An 18,069-nucleotide genomic window follows, 5' to 3' on the forward strand; every position below is an offset into this window, starting at 1 on the left:
GACTGCGGCGCGGTCGGCCGCTCACACAGCCGCTCAGAGCAACTCGGGCACGGCCGCCAGCGAGTCGACGACGTGGTCCGGCTCCACCTCGCTCCGGGCGAGTGCGGCCCGGTCGGTGACGCCGGAGAGCACGAGCACGGTCGTCATCCCGGCGTCGGCACCGAACCGGATGTCCGTATCCGGTCGGTCGCCGACGACCAGACAGCGCTCCGCCGGGACGCCGAGCTGGTCGAGCGCGGCACCGCGGGTGGCCGGGTGTGGCTTCCCGAGCACCGCCTCGGGCTCGCAGTCGGCGACGTCCGCGACCGCGTTGACGATGGCACCCGACCCCGGCACGTCGCGCTCGGCCGCGGGGACGACCCGGTCCGGGTCCGTGCCGACGAGTGGGACGTCGCCGCCCGAGAGCGCCCAGAACGCGTCCCGCAGGTCGTCGTAGTGGAACTCGCGGTCGATCGAGGCGACGACGACGTCGGCCGCGTCGGGGTCGTCGGTCAGCCGGAGCCCGCGCTCCCGTAGCTGCTCGCGGAGGCCGTCCTCGCCGACGACGAACAGCCTGGCGCCGCCGTGTCGCTCGGCGAGGTAGTCCGCGGTCACCGCGCCCGAGGTGAGCACCTGGTCGGCGGTCGCGTCGACGCCGGCGCGGGTGAGGCGGTCGGCGTAGGCCTCTGGAGTGCGGGTCGGGTTGTTCGTGACGAACAGCGTGGCGAGCCCGGCGTCTCGGAGGGAGCGGACCGCCGCCGGCGCACCCGGGAGGGCGCGTTCGCCGCGGAGTACCGTCCCGTCGACGTCGAGCACGACGCCGTCGAAGCGAGTCATCGCCAGGAACTGGGGCCCGCAGGCTATTGAGTGGCCTGCAGGTCGACGGGCTCGCCGGTGTCGGCACTCTCGTACAGCGCGTCGATGACGGCCATGTTGGCGACCGCCTCGTCGGCGTCGGTCCGGGGGCGACGGTCGTGCGCGACGCAGTCGGCGAAGTGGCGCACCTGCTCGGCGTACTGGTCGACGGGCTCGAACGTCTCGGTGACCTCCCGACCGTCGACCCGGTAGGTGATCGACTGGGGCTCCCCGGCGTCCGCTGGGTTGAACGCGCCGTCGACCTCGAGCCAGCCGTTCTCCGCCTCGACGCGGTAGCGCTGCTCGGCCTGCGTGTCGAAGCTACAGGAGAGCTGAGCGGTCGCACCGTCGTACTCGAAGGTGCCCGCGAGGTGGGTGTCGACGCCGCAGTCGCGCGTATCGAGGGTGCGGGCGCTGACGCGCTCGGGCTCGTCGAGCAGTGTCCGCAGGACGCTGACCGCGTAGCAGCCGACGTCCATCAGCGAGCCGCCGGCGAGGTCGGGGTCGAGCCGGATGTCGTCCGGGCGGCCACGGAGGGGGAACTGGAAGGTCGCGAACGCGCCGCGTACGGGCCCCAGTTCCTCCGCGACGATCTCGGCGGCGCGCTCGGTCTTCGGGTGGTAGCGGTACATGAACGCCTCCATCAGCGTGACGCCGGCGTCGTCGCAGTAGTCGCCGAGCGCGCGGGCCTCCTCGGCGTCGACCGCGAGCGGTTTCTCACAGAGCACGTCGAGTCCGGCGTCGGCCGCCCTCCGGGCCCACTCGTCGTGGTGGGCGTTCGGAAGCGGGACGTACACCGCGTCGATGGCCTCGTCGGCGAGGAGCGCATCGTAGGAGCCGTACGCCCGCTCGATGTCGAGGTCCGCCGCGACCGCCTCCGCACGCTCTCCCGAGCGCGAGGCGATGGCGGTGACCTCGTGGCCCGCCGTCCTGATGCCGGGGATCACCGCCTTCTGTCCGATGTTCGCCGTCGAGAGTATGCCGAAACGCATACGTCGCGCTTCAGTCGCCCCGGGTTTAACACCTGCCGATGCGGAGATAGTTGGAATATCAGGCCTGCAATTTAACTTTGCAAATTGGCCCGGCGATATAGCAAAAATTTAATTGTGTGGAGTCCGAGGTATCTACATCCCCCGATGACCAACAGGACGATGGACTCGGGGTCGTCTCGCATGGGTGGTGACGAGGCGAACCTCGACATCGACGAGCTCTTCGCGTCCTCAGGCGACGGCGGCCGCGAAGACGAAGCGACCGACGAGAGCGCGACACGCGAGGGCACGGGTGATCGCGACGAGATAGAGGATACGACGGCCGGCGAGCTGTTCCAGCAGCTCAGCGAGGAGGTCGCCGCGGAGGAGGAGGAACAGACGGAGGCTGACCCCTTCGACGAGCTCAGCGACGAGTCACCCGAGGAGATCATCGCCAGCGCCGACGAGGAGGTAGAGCACGTCGACGAGGTCGACGACGCCATCGCGGCGGACGACGAACTGTTCGATACGCTACTACTCCCCGAACGCGAGGAGGCGGACGGCTTCCTCTGGGTCCAGACCGAGGGCGACGACGGAGACGAGGAAGACGGTCCCTCCCAGGACTCGGCAGCGGCCGACGAACGCGCTCCCCCGGAGCCCGACGACGCCGCGACGACGGTGAGCGAACCACGGGACCCCGTCGAGACCGGCTCAACGGACGACGACCTCGACGAGGACGGCTTCTCCTTCAGTCTCGGAGACGACGACTCGTCGGAGACGGCTCCCGCGTGGGGCGACTCGGATGCGTCGGCGGCCGACGAGGACGACGAACCCGGAGACAGGGCCGCAGACGACACCGGGACCGAGGCCTCGACGGCCGACGCAGGCACGACGCCTGCCGAACCGACCGAGCCCGAGCAGGACGACGGAGAACCAGCGCTCGACAGCGGATCGACGCTCTCGGCGACGTTCGAGGACCCCGTCGACGAGGACGATGCAGTGGGCGACGAAGCGCGGGCGGAGACCGAGGCGACGGGCGAGTCGACGGACGACGCCGACACGGAGCCTGCAGCCGACGACGCGGGCGAGGGCGACGACGCGGGCGAGGGCGACGACGACAGCGACGAGGACAGCGGCGGCATCGCGAGCAAGATCCGCTCGATACTCTCGAGTTGAGAGTCCGGCGGGACTACCTTTTTCTCCCCGAGGTTCGTGTGGGACAGTATCGCATGAACCGTGACGCATCCAGGTACGTGGCTGTCTGTCGAGGACTCGGTCTGAGCGAGCGCGAGATCCGCCTGGGCGACGGCGACGCGGAGCCCGTCGAGGCGCTGTTCGAGCAGTCGTCACCGCGGGCCAGACACGACCGGTTGGTGTCGACGCTCGCCGCCGCCGACCGCGGTGTCGACCTACCCGGGGACGCCGACGGTCAGGCGGTCGCGACGGCGATACAGACGGTGCTCCGTGAACTGGGCCGCAGCGACGCCGCGACCGCCATCGCGGACGCGGAGGGGAGCCTGTTCGAGCGGATCGCCGCGGTCGAACGGGCGGTCCTCGATGGGAGCTACCGCGTGGTCCGGCTCGCGGACGACGACCGCTGGCGGTTCTTCGTCGTCGAGACACGCCGTCTCGCGGGCGTCAGGGAGCAGTTCGGTCAGGACGTCGAACTCGACGGGCTGGCGACGTTCCACACCGACCAGCCGGCGGACCGTTCACTGGACCCGGCGGACCATCTGCCGCCGGTGTACCGCGGTGACGGTGCCGAGCTCTCACCACCGGGGGGCGGCCCGAAGCGCGTCGTCTCGGACCGGAGCGTCGACGACGTGCTCGACGCAATCGCGGCGGCGGCCACCGACGACGAGGAGCCGGTGCCGCTCGACGGTGCGACTGACCGACACGCACTCGACGCCGCGCCGTCGGAGCCCGCGGGGCCGCCGCTCGACGAACCCCCGGTCGTCGCACCCGGAGAGGTGGAGGAGGAGCCGATCGTGGCCCGCGGCGAGGTCGAGGAGGAGCCCATCGTCGCGCCGGGACACGTCGAGGTCGACATCGGCGCCGAGCAGCCGAGCGCACTCGATGCCCCGACGGAACGGCCCGCGCTGGACGCACCGCCGGCCGAACCGGCGGGGCCGGCGCTGGAGGAGCCACCCGTCGTCGCCCGCGGCGAGGTCGAGGAGGACCCCATCGTCGCCCGTGGTGCTGTGGAGGAGGACCCCATCGTCGCACCGGGCGAGGTGGACGACGAGCCGGACGAGTCCGAGGACCGCTGAGGACGCCCTACCTGTTGGATGATTGTAACTAGTGGCCGGGGCGCTGGCCGGTCGCTTGGCCGACACGCCTAAGAACGGTTGACTGGTGACTTGGGACATGGGCAGTCCCGAGGATCTCGTTTCACACCACGTCACCGTACTCCGGCGATGCGGCCTCTCCGACGATGATATCTGCGAGGTGTACGGTGTCTCCGACCCACCCGACGACGTGTCCGTGGGCCGAGTCGTGATGGAATCGCTCGAGGGAGAACCGACACCCCGGAACCTCTACGACCAGACACATCGCGTCCTCGCGACCGCACCGCGGGGTATCGACGCACCGCGTGACTACCCGAACAGGGTCGTCCCGCAGCAGCTGAACACGGTGATGGGTGCGTTCGGCTTCTCGATGTACTTCCTCGACGGGAACGGCGACCCCCTGGCGTCCGGGGCGGAACCCTCCCAGCCGTTCCGTATCGCCCTCGAGGACCCGAACGGCAACGTCCGGACGACCACCTTCGAGTACCCGGACACCGCGCTCGACGAGCACAACTACCCCGCGCTCGTGGCGGCCATCCAGTCGGACCTGCTCGATGGCGTTCCACTCAGCTTCGCGATGCTGTCCGACTGGGCGGACGACCGCTGGCGGTTCGTCCTGTTCGAGGCCGACCGGCTCGACGCGCTCGAGAAGCACTACGGCGACGGCATCGAGTGTTTCGGCGAACCACTCCTCCACGAGCACACGCCCGTCGAGTTCGCCTCGGGCCAGGCCGTCAGTGAGCCGGCCGCCGAGACGGCTTCCGGGACCGGCACGAGCGACGCAGGCGACGAGAGCGACGGCGACATCGGCGTCGACGAGTCGACCGAGGGCTGGCTCGGCAGCGGCGGTTCGGACCTCAGCGACGTCGACCTCGAGGGGTCGTCCAGCGAGGAACCGGAGGAGACGGCCGAGACCGAGGCGGCGGTCGAGACCGGACTGGAGGACATCTTCTCGACGATCGAGGAGGACGCGACCGCCGGTGGCGACGGCGGGGTCGAGATCGAATCCACGGGCAAGTCCGTCGAGGACCTCATGCGAGGGACCACGGAGCCGACGGAGGAGGAACCGGCGGTCGACGGGGAGCCGGCGGCCGTGGCGGAAGAGGCGAGCGAGCCAGCGGGAGCCGAGACGGCCACGACGGATGCGGCGGCCGAGGCGGAACCGACGACCGAGACCGAGTCCGCAGCGCCCGAGCCCAGCACCACGGAGGCTGCCGCTCCGGAGGCTACGGAGTCTGCCCCTCCGGAGCCCACGGAGTCTGCCGCACCCGATGCCACTGAATCCGCCAGCCCCGAGGCGGTCGAAACGGACACGCCGGAGGCAGCGACCGAGTCCGCGGCCGAGCCCGAACCGCAGACGACCGCGGAGCCGACGGCGGATGCAGCGGAGACCGAAACGTCGGATGCGGTCGACGACGACGGCTTCATCATGGCCGACCCGGAGCCGGCCCGCACGGAGGCCGAGGAGCCCTCGGCCGCGGACGCTGCTGCGGAGTCGGACGACCAGCCGGCGGGCGAACCTGCCACCGGTACGGAGCCGAGTGCGGAGACGGCCGACGCGACCCCGGCTGAGAGAGACGCCGAGGCGACCGAGGAATCGACGAGCGAACCGGCCGACGCGACCAGCGAACCGGCCGACGCGACCAGCGAACCGGCCGACGCGACCAGCGAACCGGCCGACGCGACGAGCGTGACCGCGGAGTCGACGAGCGAACAGGTCACCGAAGCGGCAACGAGCGGATCGACCGGGACCGCCGAGACGACGGCTTCGACGACCGATTCGCCGGCTGCCACAGCGGAGTCGACCCCCTCGGAGCCCCCGGAACCCACGCCGACCGAGGCGACGACGGCAGACGGATCCGCGGCCACGGAGGCCGAGGAGTCCACGGACGACTCGGCGGCGAGCGAGGACTCGCCCGGCTTCGTCGGGCGCCTCGTCGCCGCGGTCAAGGGCATCTTCTGAGCGGCCCGTTTTCGCTTCCTGTCGGACGGTCGTACCGAACGTTAATATTCGTGAGTTGCGAAACCGTAATCTAACCGATGACCGACCGCGACCGACGCGAGCGGCTGGCCGAGTACGTGGCCGTCCTGCGCGGGGTCGGCCGCTCGGACGAGGAGATCCTGGCTGCCCACGGCGAGGACACCCTTCCGGACGGCTTCGCGCTCGAGGAGTTCCTCGACCACCGGTTCGACGACGCCGAGGAATCGACCCTGTACGAGCGACTGCACGACACGCTCGCGACCGGTGTCGCCGGTATCGACGCCGACCGCGAGTACTGGGCACACGCGCCGGCCCGCCAGCTCGACGAGGCGTGTCGCGCCCACGGCTGGCGCGTCGACCTGTCCGGTGAGGAGCCCATCACCATCACCGTCGAGGCACCGGACGGCGAGCGCCGCGAGTCGACGTTCCGCTATCCTGCGTCCGACCTCGGGCGGCACAACTACCCCGCGCTCGCCGCCGCCGTCGCCGAGCTCCTCGACGGGCTGACCTTCGCGCTGCTGACCGACCGCGACGGGCGCTGGCGGTTCGTCTGCGTCGAGACCGACCACCTCGCCGACCTCCGGGGGCGCTACGGCGAGCGCGTCCGCGTGTTCCGCCGACCGCTGCTCCGTGCCGAACAGCCCGCCGACTTCGCCGCTGCCGACGAGGGACGCGAGCAGCACGACCGCGGCTCCGAGCTGGCGAGCGTCGCCGGTGACGCCTTCGCGGAGTCCGTCGGAACGGGACCGCGCGTCCACCGCTCCTCGCGGTCGCTGGAGACCGAGATGGAGGTGGAGTCCGGCCCGGAGACCGTCGTGGGCGAGGGCATCGACGAGGTGTTCGAGACCATCGACGCCGGTGCCGAGGACGGGACGACGGCACCCGCGACTGCCGCGGCGGACGAGAGCGTCGACGACGACGTGGAGTCGCTCCTGTCGGACCTCGACGAGCCGACGCGCTCGGCCGGCGACGACCTCGGCGGGGCGACGGTCACCCGAAGTACCACGGGCGCGTCCGACGACGAGTCCCGTCCGACCGGCTCCGCCGGACTGGTCGGTGGCGGGCCCAAGACGACCGTCGTCGAGGACGGACTGGACGACGTGTTCGCCGACCTCGAGGAGACGAACCCGCCGGTCCGCGAGGAGGACCCCGAACGCATGGCGACCGACGACGTGCTCGACTCCGTCGACACCGAGCCGGAACCCGTCGACGAAGCCGACGAGCCAGGCGTCGAGGAGGTCTCGGAGGAAGCACCTGCAGCCGAGTCGACCGAGCCGCCCACCGAGGACGCCACGGCCCCGATCCTCGACCCGGACGAGCTGACGACGCCGGAGGTGGAGACGACGGCGGCCGAGTCACCCGGTTCGAGCGAGACTTCCGACGAGCTGCCGGTAGAGGACGAGAGCGATACCACCAGCACGGCCGGGGCCGCGGACACGACTGTCGTCGAGGATGCCCCGGTGGCACTCCCCGATTCCGGGAGCGGAGACGGCTCGACTGTCGGCGAATCGGCCCCCGACGAACCCGCCGTCCCGGGCACCGGTCCCGACACGGAGGTCCCCGAGACGGACGCCCTGACGAGCGAGTCGGACGACGACACAGAAGCGCCGGAGGCTGCCGTCGAGACAGGGGCGTCGGACGACGACACCGAAGCGCCGGTGGACGAGGCCGCCCCCGACACTGGGGACGCCGACCCGGCGAGCATCCCCGACGACGACACGGACGGCGACGCCGAGGCGCTGACGACGGTGGAATCGGGCACCGGGATGGACACCGAAGAACCGACGGGGCCGCCGGCCGAACCACCGCGCGAGATGGACGACTCCATCGACGCCGACGAGCCGACGGCGACCCCGAGCATCGACGAGATCGATCTCGACGTCGACGAGGACGACATCCCCGAGGTCGACGTCGACGAGGAGACGAGCACGGCCGGGCCGCTGGCCGGTGGCGTCGGCCCGACGCCGTCCTCGCCGTCGGCCGGCGGTCGGGAGGAGGCTGGTTCAGAGGAACCGGTCGAAGAACCGACGGAGGAGCCGGCCGGGCAGCCCGACATCTCGCCCGACGACCCCATCGACGCCGACCTGCTCGCCGACCCGGACGAGAGCGCGCTCGCGGACGCCGAGGCCGACGCCGACTACGACGACGTCATCGTTGGACGCCTCGGGGAGAACGGCGACTCCGAGAGACGCGGACCGCTCGGCAGGCTGGCGGCGTGGCTGCGGAACCTGTTCTGAGGGACGGGGGACGACCGTGTCGCCCCGAACCGGCGGCTCGCGTCCGTGGTTCGTCTCCAGTGCCGTTCGGCCGTGCTCGTAGAGCTCGTCGGGGTCGGTCTCGTCGTCCGAGCTCTCCGGCCAGCGATCGAGGTCGTTCCGCCCAGGACCACGGCGACCTCCTCGTCCCAGCAGATGGCACGTGCATACCGCCGAGTCTCGGGTGTCCATACGATCCGCACCGGTGACGTGTTAGATAGTACCACGCCGGTGCGGTGTTCACGTCACTCTCGGCAGGGTATCGGCGACGAGAACGTGACCGCGAACGGTCCGGTGAATCGAGACGCGGCGTTCGGAGCCTACAGGAAGCTCTCGATGTGGTCGGCGACCTCCTCGGGAGTGTCGCCGACGGGGACGCCCGCGTCGTTCAGCGCGTCGATCTTCGACTGCGCGGTGCCGGTGCCGGAGCCGGAGACGATGGCACCCGCGTGGCCCATGCGCTTGCCCGGCGGGGCGGTGCGGCCCGCGATGAAGCCGGCGACGGGCGTGTCGACGTAGTCGTCGATGAACGCCGCTGCCTCCTCCTCGTCCTCGCCACCGATCTCACCGCACATGACGATGGCGTCGGTGTCGGGGTCGTCCTCGAACAGCCGGAGCGAGTCGACGAAGTCCGTCCCGATGATGGGGTCGCCGCCGATGCCGATTGCGGTGGTCTGGCCGATACCGCGCTCGGTGAGGTTCGAGACGACCTGGTACGTGAGCGTCCCGGAGCGGGAGACGAGGCCGACGTTGCCGGCCTCGAAGATGTTGCCCGGCAGGATGCCCAGCTTCGCCTCGCCCGGCGTGATGATGCCCGGGCAGTTCGGGCCGATGAGTCGCGTGTCGACCTCGGAGAGGCGCTTGTTCACGCGGGCCATGTCCTGCGTCGGGATGCCCTCCGTGATGGCCACGGCGAGGTCCACGGGGGAGTCGAGCGCCTCGAAGATGGCGTCGGCCGCGAACGCGGGCGGGACGAACACGACGGACGCGTCGGCGTCCTCCTCGCGGGCCGCCTGGTCGACGGTGTCGTAGACCGGGACGCCGTGGACCTCCTGTCCACCCTTGCCCGGGACCGCGCCGGCGACCACGTTGGTCCCGTACTCGATCATCTGGCCGGCGTGGAACTTGCCCTCGCCGCCGGTGATGCCCTGTACAACCACTCGGGTGTCGTCGTCGACTAGTACGCTCATTTGTCCACCTCCTCCGCGTTGGCGACCGCACGCTGGACCGCGTCCTCCAGGGTCTCCTCGACCTGCACGAGGTCCTTGTTCAGGATCTCCATCCCCTCCTCCCAGTTCGTGCCCGCGAGGCGGACGACGACCGGCTTGGGGATCTCGTCGAAGCCCTCGAGGGCCTCGTTGATGCCGCGGGCGACCTCGTCGCCGCGGGTGATGCCGCCGAAGATGTTGAAGACGACCGAGTCGACGTTCTCGTCGGAGAACACCATGTCGAGCGCGTTGCTGACGCGCTCGGCCTTCGCGCCGCCACCGATGTCGAGGAAGTTGGCGGGCTCGCCGCCGTAGTAGTCGACGAGGTCGAGCGTCGTCATGACGAGACCGGCACCGTTGCCGATGATGCCGACGTTGCCGTCGAGACGCACGTAGTCGAAGCCGTACTCGTCGGCCTTGGCCTCGAGGTCGTCGCCGCCCGCGGCGGCCTCTTCCTCCATCTCGGCGAGCTCGGGCTGGCGGAACAACGCGTCCTCGTCGATGTTCATGACCGCGTCGGCCGCGACGACCTCGCGGTCGCTCGTGACCATCAGCGGGTTGATCTCGGCGTCGGCGCCGTCCCGGTCGTCCCAGAGCGTGTACAGCGTCTGGAGGACGCTGGCGACGTCACGTGCGACGTCGCGCTCGACGCCCGCCTCGTAGACGGCGCGACGGGCCTGGTACGGGTGCATCCCGAACGAGGGGTCGACGTGCTCGCGGACGATGGCGTCGGGGTCCTCCTCGGCGACCTCCTCGATGTTGACGCCACCGCGCGTCGAGACCATCGCGACGGGCTTGCCCTCGCCACGGTCCATCGTGACGCCGACGTACAGCTCGTTCACGAAGTCGACGGCCGCCTCGACGAGGACGCGGTCGACGTGGATGCCCTTGAGGTCCATCCCGAGGATAGCGTCAGCGGCCTCACGGGCTTCGTCGGCGTCGTCGACGAGCTTGATACCGCCCGCCTTCCCACGTCCGCCCACCTGTACCTGCGCCTTGATCGCGACCGGGTAGCCGATCTCCTCGGCCGCCGCGACGGCGTCGTCGACAGTGTCCGCGAGTGTCGACGACGGCGTCGGGATACCGGCGTCGGCGAAGACCTGCTTCGCCTGGTACTCGTGCAGTTTCATTGTTGGCTCGGTCGGTAGTTTCGCGGACCCGGAGTTAGTAGTGTCGAAACCGTCGGTCGCTTGCGGGAGACTGGCCCGCGCTGGAAGCCCGCCGAGCTGCCGGTGTCGGACTCAGTCGGGGTCCCACTCGGCGTCGCACTCGGGACAGACGAGCACCGCGCCGTCGTCGGTCGCCTCGACACGCATCGCGTCGTGCCCACAGTCCGGGCAGGCCACGTCACCGAGGTCGGGCGTCCACGAGATACGCGTCTCCCCGGCGTCCCTGGGCGCGCCGAGCGCCAGCACGAGGAGGTCGGCCGCCGCGTCGTTCCGCCCGCACTGGAACTCGCCGGGGCCGAACCGGACCGCCTCGCGTTCACCGACCGACACCTCGCCGTCACGCGTCTCGAAGGTCGCCTCTCCCGAGAGCACGACGAACACCTCCTCCTGGTCCGTGTGGGCGTGCCGGGACAGGCTCAGTCGCTCACCGGCCGGGACACGATAGCGGTTCAGCGAGAGCCCCTCGGTGCCGAGTGGGTCGGAGAGCGAGCGTCGTACCGCGCCACCCTCCGTCGCCTTCGCGGGCCGGTCGTCGACGGAAAGCCGTTCCATGGCCCGGTTTCGGCGGTGCCGGGGTTAACCGTTGGGTGCGCTTCCTCCCACTCCGACCCGACCACTGCTAGCCACCGAACATAAGTTCACCCACACGAACCTTCGGGTGATACTAGTGCCGACCTTCGTCGCCGTCGAGAGCATGACGGCCACCCACGTCGCGTTCGTCGTGCTCCTCGTCGGATCAGCGCTGCTCTCGGGTGGCCTCGGCACCTACGCGCTGTTCGTGGCCCGTGAGCAGCCCGGCAACCGACGGCTGCTCTCGCTGTTCTCGCTGCTGATGTTCGGTGCGGCCATCTGGTCGCTGGGCGACGGCGTCCAGCTGCTTCTCGTCGACGAACAGCGCAAGGTCGCCCTGGAGGCCGCGCTGAACATCGTCACCATCGTCCCCCCGCTGGCGTGGCTGCTGTTCGCGCTCAGCTACGCCGGACGGGACAGGTGGCTGAACCGCCGGACGTACGCGGTGCTGGCCGTGGAACCCATCGTGCTCACCCTGGTTGCCCTGACCACGGGGGGGCACGAACTGCTCTGGTCTGGGAGCGACCTGACCACGACCCTGGGCTCGATACCCGTGCTCGAACGCGAACTCGGCCCGATGTACGTCTTCCACGCGCTCTACTCGTACGTCATCGTGCTCGTGGGGGCCTACGTCCTGCTGTTCCGGTCCCGGACGCAGGACACCACGTTCCGCGGGCAGGCCGCACTCCTGACCGTCGGCGCGCTGGTCCCGCTGGTCACGAACGTCGCACACCTCTCCGGCGTCGGCCCCGACCTGAACCTGACCGGGTCGGCGTTCACCGTCTCCGGCGTCGCCTTCTGGCTCGCGATCACCCGGTATCGCCTGCTGGACGTGGTACCGGTCGCTCGCGAGTCCGTCATCGAGGAGATGCGCGACGGCTACGTGGTCCTCGACGACGTGAACCGCGTCGTCGACGCCAACCCGGCCGCCGAAGCCCTGCTCTCGACGTCGCTGTCGGTCGGCACGCCCGTGGCTGACGTGCTCCCGGCCGACGCCGACGTGCTCGCCGAGGATGGCACCGGGGACGAGCTCGCCGAGTTCGTCGTCGGCGAGGGCACCGACCGCCGGTTCGTCACCGCGACGGTCTCCTCCGTGGGGCGAGACGACGCGAGCCGACTGCTCGTCCTCCGCGACGTGACCGATACCCGGGAGGCCGAACAGCGGTTCCAGACGCTCATCGAGAACGCCTCCGACATCGTCGCCGTCCTCGACGTCGATGGGACGGTCCGGTACCAGAGTCCGTCGACGAAGCAGGTGCTCGGCTACGAGCCCGAGGAGATGGTCGGCGGGAACGCCTTCGACTACATCCACCCCGAGGACCAGGCCGAACTGGCCACGGAGTTCGCGAAGGGCGTCGCGGAGGACCGGACCATCGACCGTGTCGAGTACCGCGTCCAGCACGCCGACGGCTCCTGGCGGGTCCACGAATCAGTCGCCCGGAACCTCCTCGACGACCCCACCGTCGAGGGCATCGTCATCAACACCCGCGACGTGACCGAGCGCATCGAGCGCGAACGCGAGCTGGCGGCGACGAACGAACGCCTCGACCGGTTCGCCAGCGTCGTCAGCCACGACCTCCGCAACCCGCTGAACGTCGCCGAGGGCTACGTCGAACTGCTGGAGGACCGCGTCGGGGACGAGACCGACCGGGAGTACCTGGCGGAGGTCTCGGCGAGCCACGACCGCATGACCCGCATCGTCGACGACGTGCTCGCGCTCGCCCGGGAGGGCGGTGAGATCGGGGAGACGATGCCGGTCGAGCTGGAGTCCATCGCCCGTGCCGCCTGGGCCGGTGTCGACACCGACGGCGCGACGCTCGTCGTCGTCGACTCCACGACCGTCGAGGCAGGCAGGGACCAGCTCGCACGACTGCTCGAGAACCTCTTCCGCAACTCCGTCGAGCACGCCACCGGGGCCCAATCGGAGGAAGAAGCTGACGACGCAGGAACGACGGACAGCGGTGCAGACGACGCCAGCGTCACCGTGACCGTCGGCCTGCTTCAGGACGAGGAGGGGTTCTACGTGGCGGACGACGGCCCCGGCCTCCCGGCCGAGATCGGTGCCCGCGCGTTCGAACCGGGTGTCACCTCGCAGGGCGACGGCACGGGCCTCGGGCTGGCCATCGTCGCCGACATCGCGGCGGCCCACGGCTGGAGCGTCGAGTTCGCCGACACGGACGGTGGCGGCGCTCGCGTCGAGTTCGTCACGAAGAACTGAGCTGTCCCGACGACGTCAGGCTGCTGCCTGGTCGACGGTTCCCGCGCTGCCGTCGGTGCCGTCGGTGCCGTCGGTGCCGTCGACGCCGCTGTCGGTGCCAGTATCGGTGCCGTCGACGCCGCTGTCGGTGCCGTCCGTGCCGTCGGAGCCGGTCTCGCTCCCAGTACCGGTGCTGGAATCAGTACCGGTGTCCGTGCTGTCGTCCGAACCGCTTTCGGTACCGTCGTCGGTGCTGCTATCGGTAGCATCGCCGGCACTGGAACCGTCGTCCACGGTGCCATCGTCGCCGTCGGAGACGTCGTCACCGGAACCGTCGACGGGCTCCTGCGCGGGCTCCTCGGTGGAGGTGTTGTCGCCGGTGTCACTCACGGGCATGTCGACGCTGTCGTCGACGGTCTCGTTCCCGACGTCGCCGGCGGTGCTGTCGTCGACGGTGCTGTTGTCGGTGCTGTCGTCGACGGTGCCGTTGTCGACGCTGTCGTCGACGGTGCTATTGTCACCGCTGTCGTCGACGGTGCCGTTGTCGACGCTGTCGTCGACGGTGCTATTGTCACCGCTGTCGTCGACGGTGCCGTTGTCGACGCTGTCGTCGACGGTCTCGTTCCCGGCGTCGCCGACGGTGGGCGCGAGGGACTCGAACCCGACCGCGTGGGTCGAGAACGAGGCCATGTGGAACGTGGCCCACGAGTAGCCGTCCGCGTCGACGATGCTGTACGGGGACTGCTGGCCGTCCACGAGCAGCTGGAACGCCGTGATGTCCATCCCGACGGCGGCGAGCGCGTCGAGCCGTACCATCACGGTCGCGGGCGAGTCCACGACGCGCGAGACGGTGAACTCGACGACGCCGCCCGTGTCGGTGACGATGGACACGACGGCCACGTCGTCGCCGTCGTGGAGTACCCGGACCGAGTCCGCCCAGGCGGGGTGGTTCGAGCCGGTGACCTGGACGGTGCCGGTGTCGGGGGCGGGTGCCCCGGAGCCGCTGACCGAGACGTCTAGGTTCTCGCGGTCCGCGAACAGCCCCAGCGTGACGCTGCCGCCGGCGACGGCAGCGAGCACGACGAGCATCGCGGCGACTACGACCAGCACCGGGCTGAGTCTACCGCGCATTGTCCTCACCTCCGTCGGCCCGCGTGTCGCGAGTCGGGAACGTGTACTCCCCGTCCTCGGCGTCGAACGCGTCGCCGAAGAGTGCCGTCCACGCGGCCTCCTCGGTGTCCACCGCGTCGTCGACGACGGTCCACTCGCTCTCCCCGTCGCTCTCGCCGAGTGCGGTGTCGTCCGCCTCGCCGAGCAGCGACTCCTCGGCGTCGGTCGCCTCGTCGGTCACGGACTCCTCGTCCGCGGCGGTGGCCGGTTCGTCGACGTCGTCGAGCGGCGCGTCGCAGACGTACAGCATCGTGCCGTCCGAGTAGCTCAGGCGGTCGTCGGTCTCGTCGTGGACCAGCCAGCGCCCGGCCCCGGCGGCCATGGCGCGGAGCTCCGCCACGCTGGCCACGGTGACCGTGGGGAGCGACCGGGTCGTCTCGTCGAGCGAGCCACGCAGGACCCCGCCGTCGGCGGCGACCGCGGGCTCCGTCGTGGGTTCGACGAACAGCCGCATCCCGAGCAGCACCGCGAAGGCGACCGCGAAGGCCGCGAACGCGGAGACGCTCAGCTGGAGCAGCCGCAGGTAGGTGACCGACCCGTCGTAGACGAGATAGGCCACGACACCGGAGTAGACGGCCGCGACGCCGACGACCGCCATCGTGACGGTCAGGTCGCGGACGCTGATGCTCCAGCCGTCGGGTTCGTCGTCGGCCTCGGACGCGGCCACGGTGGCCACAGCGTCGGCGACGGACTCGTCGTCTGCGCTCTCGTCGCCCTCCTCGCGGGCGCGCTTGAGGAACGCCCAGAGCTCGGTGAGGACGAGCAGCGCGATGGGTGCCGCGACGAGCAGCGCGAAGCCGGTCGTCGTCCCGACGAACTCGACCACGTACCCGATGTACGGGATGGTGAGTATCACGCGGCCGACCAGCCGGTCGGGCGTGACGGTGCTCGCGTCGGGGTCCTCGTTGTTGTCACCCTGTGTGACGAAGGCCGGCCCGGTGGCGGTCTGCTGGATCTCGATGACCCGGTGGGTCGTCGGCGCGGAGCGGTCCGCCGTGACGTACGTGATGACGTCGCCGACGCGCACGTCGTCGCCGTTCACGTCCGCGACGACGACCGCGTCGCCGACGGAGATTGCGGGCTCCATGCTGCCGGAAATCACCACGAAGCTCGCGTCACCGCCCGCGACCTGCGGAACGGCGAAGACGACGAACGGGACCACGAGTGCAATGACGAGTAGCAGCGCGACGGCCCGGAGCACACCCCCGCGGGTCAGCTCGGGCGTCATCGGCGGCCACCTCCGTTGCCGGGGGTCCCACTGGTTGGCGGACCACCGGCGTCGTCGTCGTCGACCTCCGGGGCACCGAGCACGCCGTCCGTGCCGTTGCTGTCGAGGTCCTCGGGACCGTAGTAGGCGACGCCGCGGCCGCCCTTGATAGCGACCTGACAGAGCGTCGGGTCGGGCGTGTCGCCGTCACCTTCGATGTGGAACGCGAGCGCGACGACCTCGTCGCGACCCCCGTTCTCGTCGGGCTTCGTGACCGTCTCGGTCACGACGATGTCGTAGCCGGTGTCCTCGCAGTCGTCGTCGACCGGGAGGGTGTAGCGCCCGGGCTCGATGTAGTTGTTCCCGAGCGTGTCGGCCGTGCCGATACCGCAGTTCTCGGGGAGCTTGTCGTCGAGTTCGAGCTTCCCGAGCAGGACGCAGTGACAGCCGGGCGCACCGTCCTCGCAGACGTACACCTCGACGTAGCTGACGCCGTGTCTGTCGGGGCCGCAGTAGCAGTCGACCGCCGTGACGCCCGCGAACGGGCCGTCCTCGGTGGGGTCCGCGTGGCGACAGGCGACCGCGGCGAACTCGAACGCCAGTCCGACCGTCTCCTCCCCGACGTAGTCGTCGGCGAGCTCGTAGTCGAGCCGGAGGTGGAGCGGGCCATCCTCGACGGCGTTCAGGCAGCCGGGGACGGTCGCGGTCGGGTCGAACGCGGGGTCGAGTGGGAGGCCGGTCTGGTACGTCCGGGCGATGTCACAGAGCGTGCCCTCGAAGAGGGGGTCGCTCAGGGACAGCCCGGCCTCGTCGACGTACTGCAGGCTGAGCGTGAGTGCGCCCGCGAGCCGCCCGGTCGTCGACGGGCAGAACGTCCGCAGCCAGGTGAACGCCGGGTTGTTGACGCCGTCGTCGGACTCGGGCAGGTCGACCGTGAAGGTGACGTAGCCCTGTCTGCCGGGCGTGAGGGTGCCGAGGTCGATGGACACCTGACCGTCGCTGGCCCCGGTGTCGTCGCCGTGCTCCCACTCGACCAGCAGGTCGAGCAGGCCGGCCTGCAGCGAGTTCCCGGTGAACCGCTCCAGATCGGCCAGCGCGCCGTAGGTGCTGGCCGTCGAGATGGCACCTGCGCCACCGATGACGGACGCGCCGACGAGGATCTCCCGCCGGGTGAGGCCGCTCATTGCGCACCTCCACAGCTGACCGCCTCGCAGACGAGGTCGAACGTGACGCTGTCGGTCTGGGTGTCGGCGCTGGCCGGGTCGAACCGCCAGGCCATCCCGATGCAGCGGTTCTCGCCGCCCTCGAGACAGCCGACGTCGATGCCCTCGGGGCCGTACTGGTCGCTCACCTGCTGGAGCGAGCCGGTCGTGATGGTGGTGTCACCGAACCCACGGCGGCCATCGCAGCCGCCGAGCAGGCTCGAATCACGCCAGAGCTCGACGAGCAGGGCGTCCTGCAGCTCGCCGGTGTCGGTCGTCGTGTCGCCCGCGACGACCTCCGGTTCGACGATGTCGTTCTCGGCGGTCGCGGTGAGCTGCGGGAGAAGACGGACCTGAGCCGGCGTGTCCACTGCCTCGAACCCGACGACGAGGGTGCCCTCGTCGCCCGGGAGCAGGTTGTCGAGCGTCACGACGGGGCCGGAGACGCCGTCGACGTACGCTGGCGATTCGTCGGGGTCGAGGACGGTGGTTCCGTTGGTCACCGCCGACCCGTTCTGTACCTCGAGGACGTCTCCGTTGTACGTCTCGAACCATGCGACCTTGACCAGCGAGTTCGGCGCCGCGTACGTGTAGTGCGTGTACGCCGGGCTGGAGCCGAGCGCGCCCGACACTCCGGAGAGCGTGGCGAGCCCGACCGCACCGGCGCCGATGCCGGCGAGCAGGTCGCGTCGATTCAGTTGTTTCTGTGTAGATGTCACGTGTTTCCCCCCTGCCGCCCCCCAGGCGGCGTGTCGGACTCGACGACGGACCGATTCCACTCGTCGTCGTATCTCGCCTGTCGAGAGGACAGCGACGGGCTTAGGTATGGGTCGCCCGCCACCGGGATACGGACCGTTACCGGCCGCTCCGTGAGCGGTCGGGCGACCCTGCCGTCCGGTACGGCGACCCTGAAACCGTATGCCCGAAGCGACACCGACGACGCTGTCGGGGGTAGCGTCGTTCGTGGCTCGTCGAGAGGTGTCCCCGTCCGCGGGGAGGACCCGGCGACGGAGTCGAACC

General features: G+C 70.4%; 14 protein-coding genes. 5 read left to right on the forward strand and 9 right to left on the reverse strand.

Features of this window, described 5'->3' with window-relative positions:
• Positions 1–33: 33 nt before the first annotated feature.
• Together ACSG06_RS10320 and ACSG06_RS10325 are read right to left on the reverse strand one after the other, a co-directional pair.
• Complete coding sequence (locus ACSG06_RS10320) at positions 34–816, reverse strand: HAD-IIA family hydrolase (protein WP_440990169.1); 783 nt, start codon at positions 814–816, stop codon at positions 34–36.
• A 23-nt stretch (positions 817–839) separates the two neighbouring features.
• On the reverse strand, positions 840–1,826 hold the full coding sequence (locus tag ACSG06_RS10325; protein WP_440990170.1) for a Gfo/Idh/MocA family protein: 987 nt from the start codon (positions 1,824–1,826) through the stop codon (positions 840–842).
• Positions 1,827–2,006: 180 nt separating this feature from the next.
• On the opposite strand from ACSG06_RS10325, the gene ACSG06_RS10330 reads away from it, so the two are divergent.
• From ACSG06_RS10330 to ACSG06_RS10345, 4 genes are all read left to right on the forward strand, one after another.
• Entirely contained in the window at positions 2,007–2,978 is a 972-nt protein-coding gene (locus ACSG06_RS10330; protein ID WP_440990171.1) for a midas domain-containing protein, read from the forward strand.
• 53 nt (positions 2,979–3,031) lie between these two features.
• Positions 3,032–4,072, forward strand: coding sequence for a hypothetical protein (locus ACSG06_RS10335; RefSeq protein ID WP_440990172.1), 1,041 nt, complete (start codon positions 3,032–3,034; stop codon positions 4,070–4,072).
• A gap of 97 nt (positions 4,073–4,169) precedes the next feature.
• Positions 4,170–6,053: a prolipoprotein diacylglyceryl transferase gene (locus ACSG06_RS10340; protein ID WP_440990173.1), complete on the forward strand. Its 1,884-nt coding sequence runs from the start codon at positions 4,170–4,172 to the stop codon at positions 6,051–6,053.
• A 77-nt stretch (positions 6,054–6,130) separates the two neighbouring features.
• Positions 6,131–8,308 carry a hypothetical protein gene (locus tag ACSG06_RS10345; RefSeq protein ID WP_440990174.1) on the forward strand — a complete coding sequence of 726 codons (2,178 nt, stop codon included), beginning with the start codon at positions 6,131–6,133 and terminating at the stop codon, positions 8,306–8,308.
• Positions 8,309–8,646: 338 nt separating this feature from the next.
• Here the strand turns inward: ACSG06_RS10345 and sucD are convergent, their stop codons facing one another.
• The 3 genes from sucD to ACSG06_RS10360 form a co-directional block, all read right to left on the reverse strand.
• Positions 8,647–9,516: a succinate--CoA ligase subunit alpha gene (gene sucD / locus ACSG06_RS10350; protein WP_256300390.1), complete on the reverse strand. Its 870-nt coding sequence runs from the start codon at positions 9,514–9,516 to the stop codon at positions 8,647–8,649.
• Entirely contained in the window at positions 9,513–10,664 is a 1,152-nt protein-coding gene (gene sucC / locus ACSG06_RS10355) for an ADP-forming succinate--CoA ligase subunit beta (RefSeq protein WP_440990175.1), read from the reverse strand. Before sucC ends, sucD begins: the two co-directional genes overlap by 4 nt.
• Positions 10,665–10,775: 111 nt before the next feature.
• Entirely contained in the window at positions 10,776–11,255 is a 480-nt protein-coding gene (locus ACSG06_RS10360) for a cupin domain-containing protein (protein WP_440990176.1), read from the reverse strand.
• A gap of 115 nt (positions 11,256–11,370) precedes the next feature.
• On the opposite strand from ACSG06_RS10360, the gene ACSG06_RS10365 reads away from it, so the two are divergent.
• Positions 11,371–13,491 carry a histidine kinase N-terminal 7TM domain-containing protein gene (locus tag ACSG06_RS10365; protein ID WP_440990177.1) on the forward strand — a complete coding sequence of 707 codons (2,121 nt, stop codon included), beginning with the start codon at positions 11,371–11,373 and terminating at the stop codon, positions 13,489–13,491.
• A gap of 15 nt (positions 13,492–13,506) precedes the next feature.
• Here ACSG06_RS10365 and ACSG06_RS10370 read toward each other — a convergent pair whose 3' ends face one another.
• Genes ACSG06_RS10370 through ACSG06_RS10385 form a run of 4 tightly spaced genes read right to left on the reverse strand, consistent with a single transcriptional unit; the run spans position 13,507 to position 17,768 of the window.
• Positions 13,507–14,601: a hypothetical protein gene (locus ACSG06_RS10370; protein WP_440990178.1), complete on the reverse strand. Its 1,095-nt coding sequence runs from the start codon at positions 14,599–14,601 to the stop codon at positions 13,507–13,509.
• A complete protein-coding gene (locus ACSG06_RS10375) occupies positions 14,591–15,868 on the reverse strand; it encodes a signal peptidase I (RefSeq protein ID WP_440990179.1) in 1,278 nt (425 codons plus the stop codon). Before ACSG06_RS10375 ends, ACSG06_RS10370 begins: the two co-directional genes overlap by 11 nt.
• On the reverse strand, positions 15,865–17,031 hold the full coding sequence (locus tag ACSG06_RS10380) for a hypothetical protein (protein ID WP_440990180.1): 1,167 nt from the start codon (positions 17,029–17,031) through the stop codon (positions 15,865–15,867). The genes ACSG06_RS10375 and ACSG06_RS10380 overlap by 4 nt, the downstream gene beginning before the upstream one ends.
• A complete protein-coding gene (locus ACSG06_RS10385; RefSeq protein ID WP_440990181.1) occupies positions 17,028–17,768 on the reverse strand; it encodes a hypothetical protein in 741 nt (246 codons plus the stop codon). The genes ACSG06_RS10380 and ACSG06_RS10385 overlap by 4 nt, the downstream gene beginning before the upstream one ends.
• Positions 17,769–18,069: the final 301 nt, after the last annotated feature.

It is taken from the genome of Haloarchaeobius baliensis (assembly GCF_052060055.1).
Lineage (GTDB): Archaea > Halobacteriota > Halobacteria > Halobacteriales > Natrialbaceae > Haloarchaeobius > Haloarchaeobius baliensis.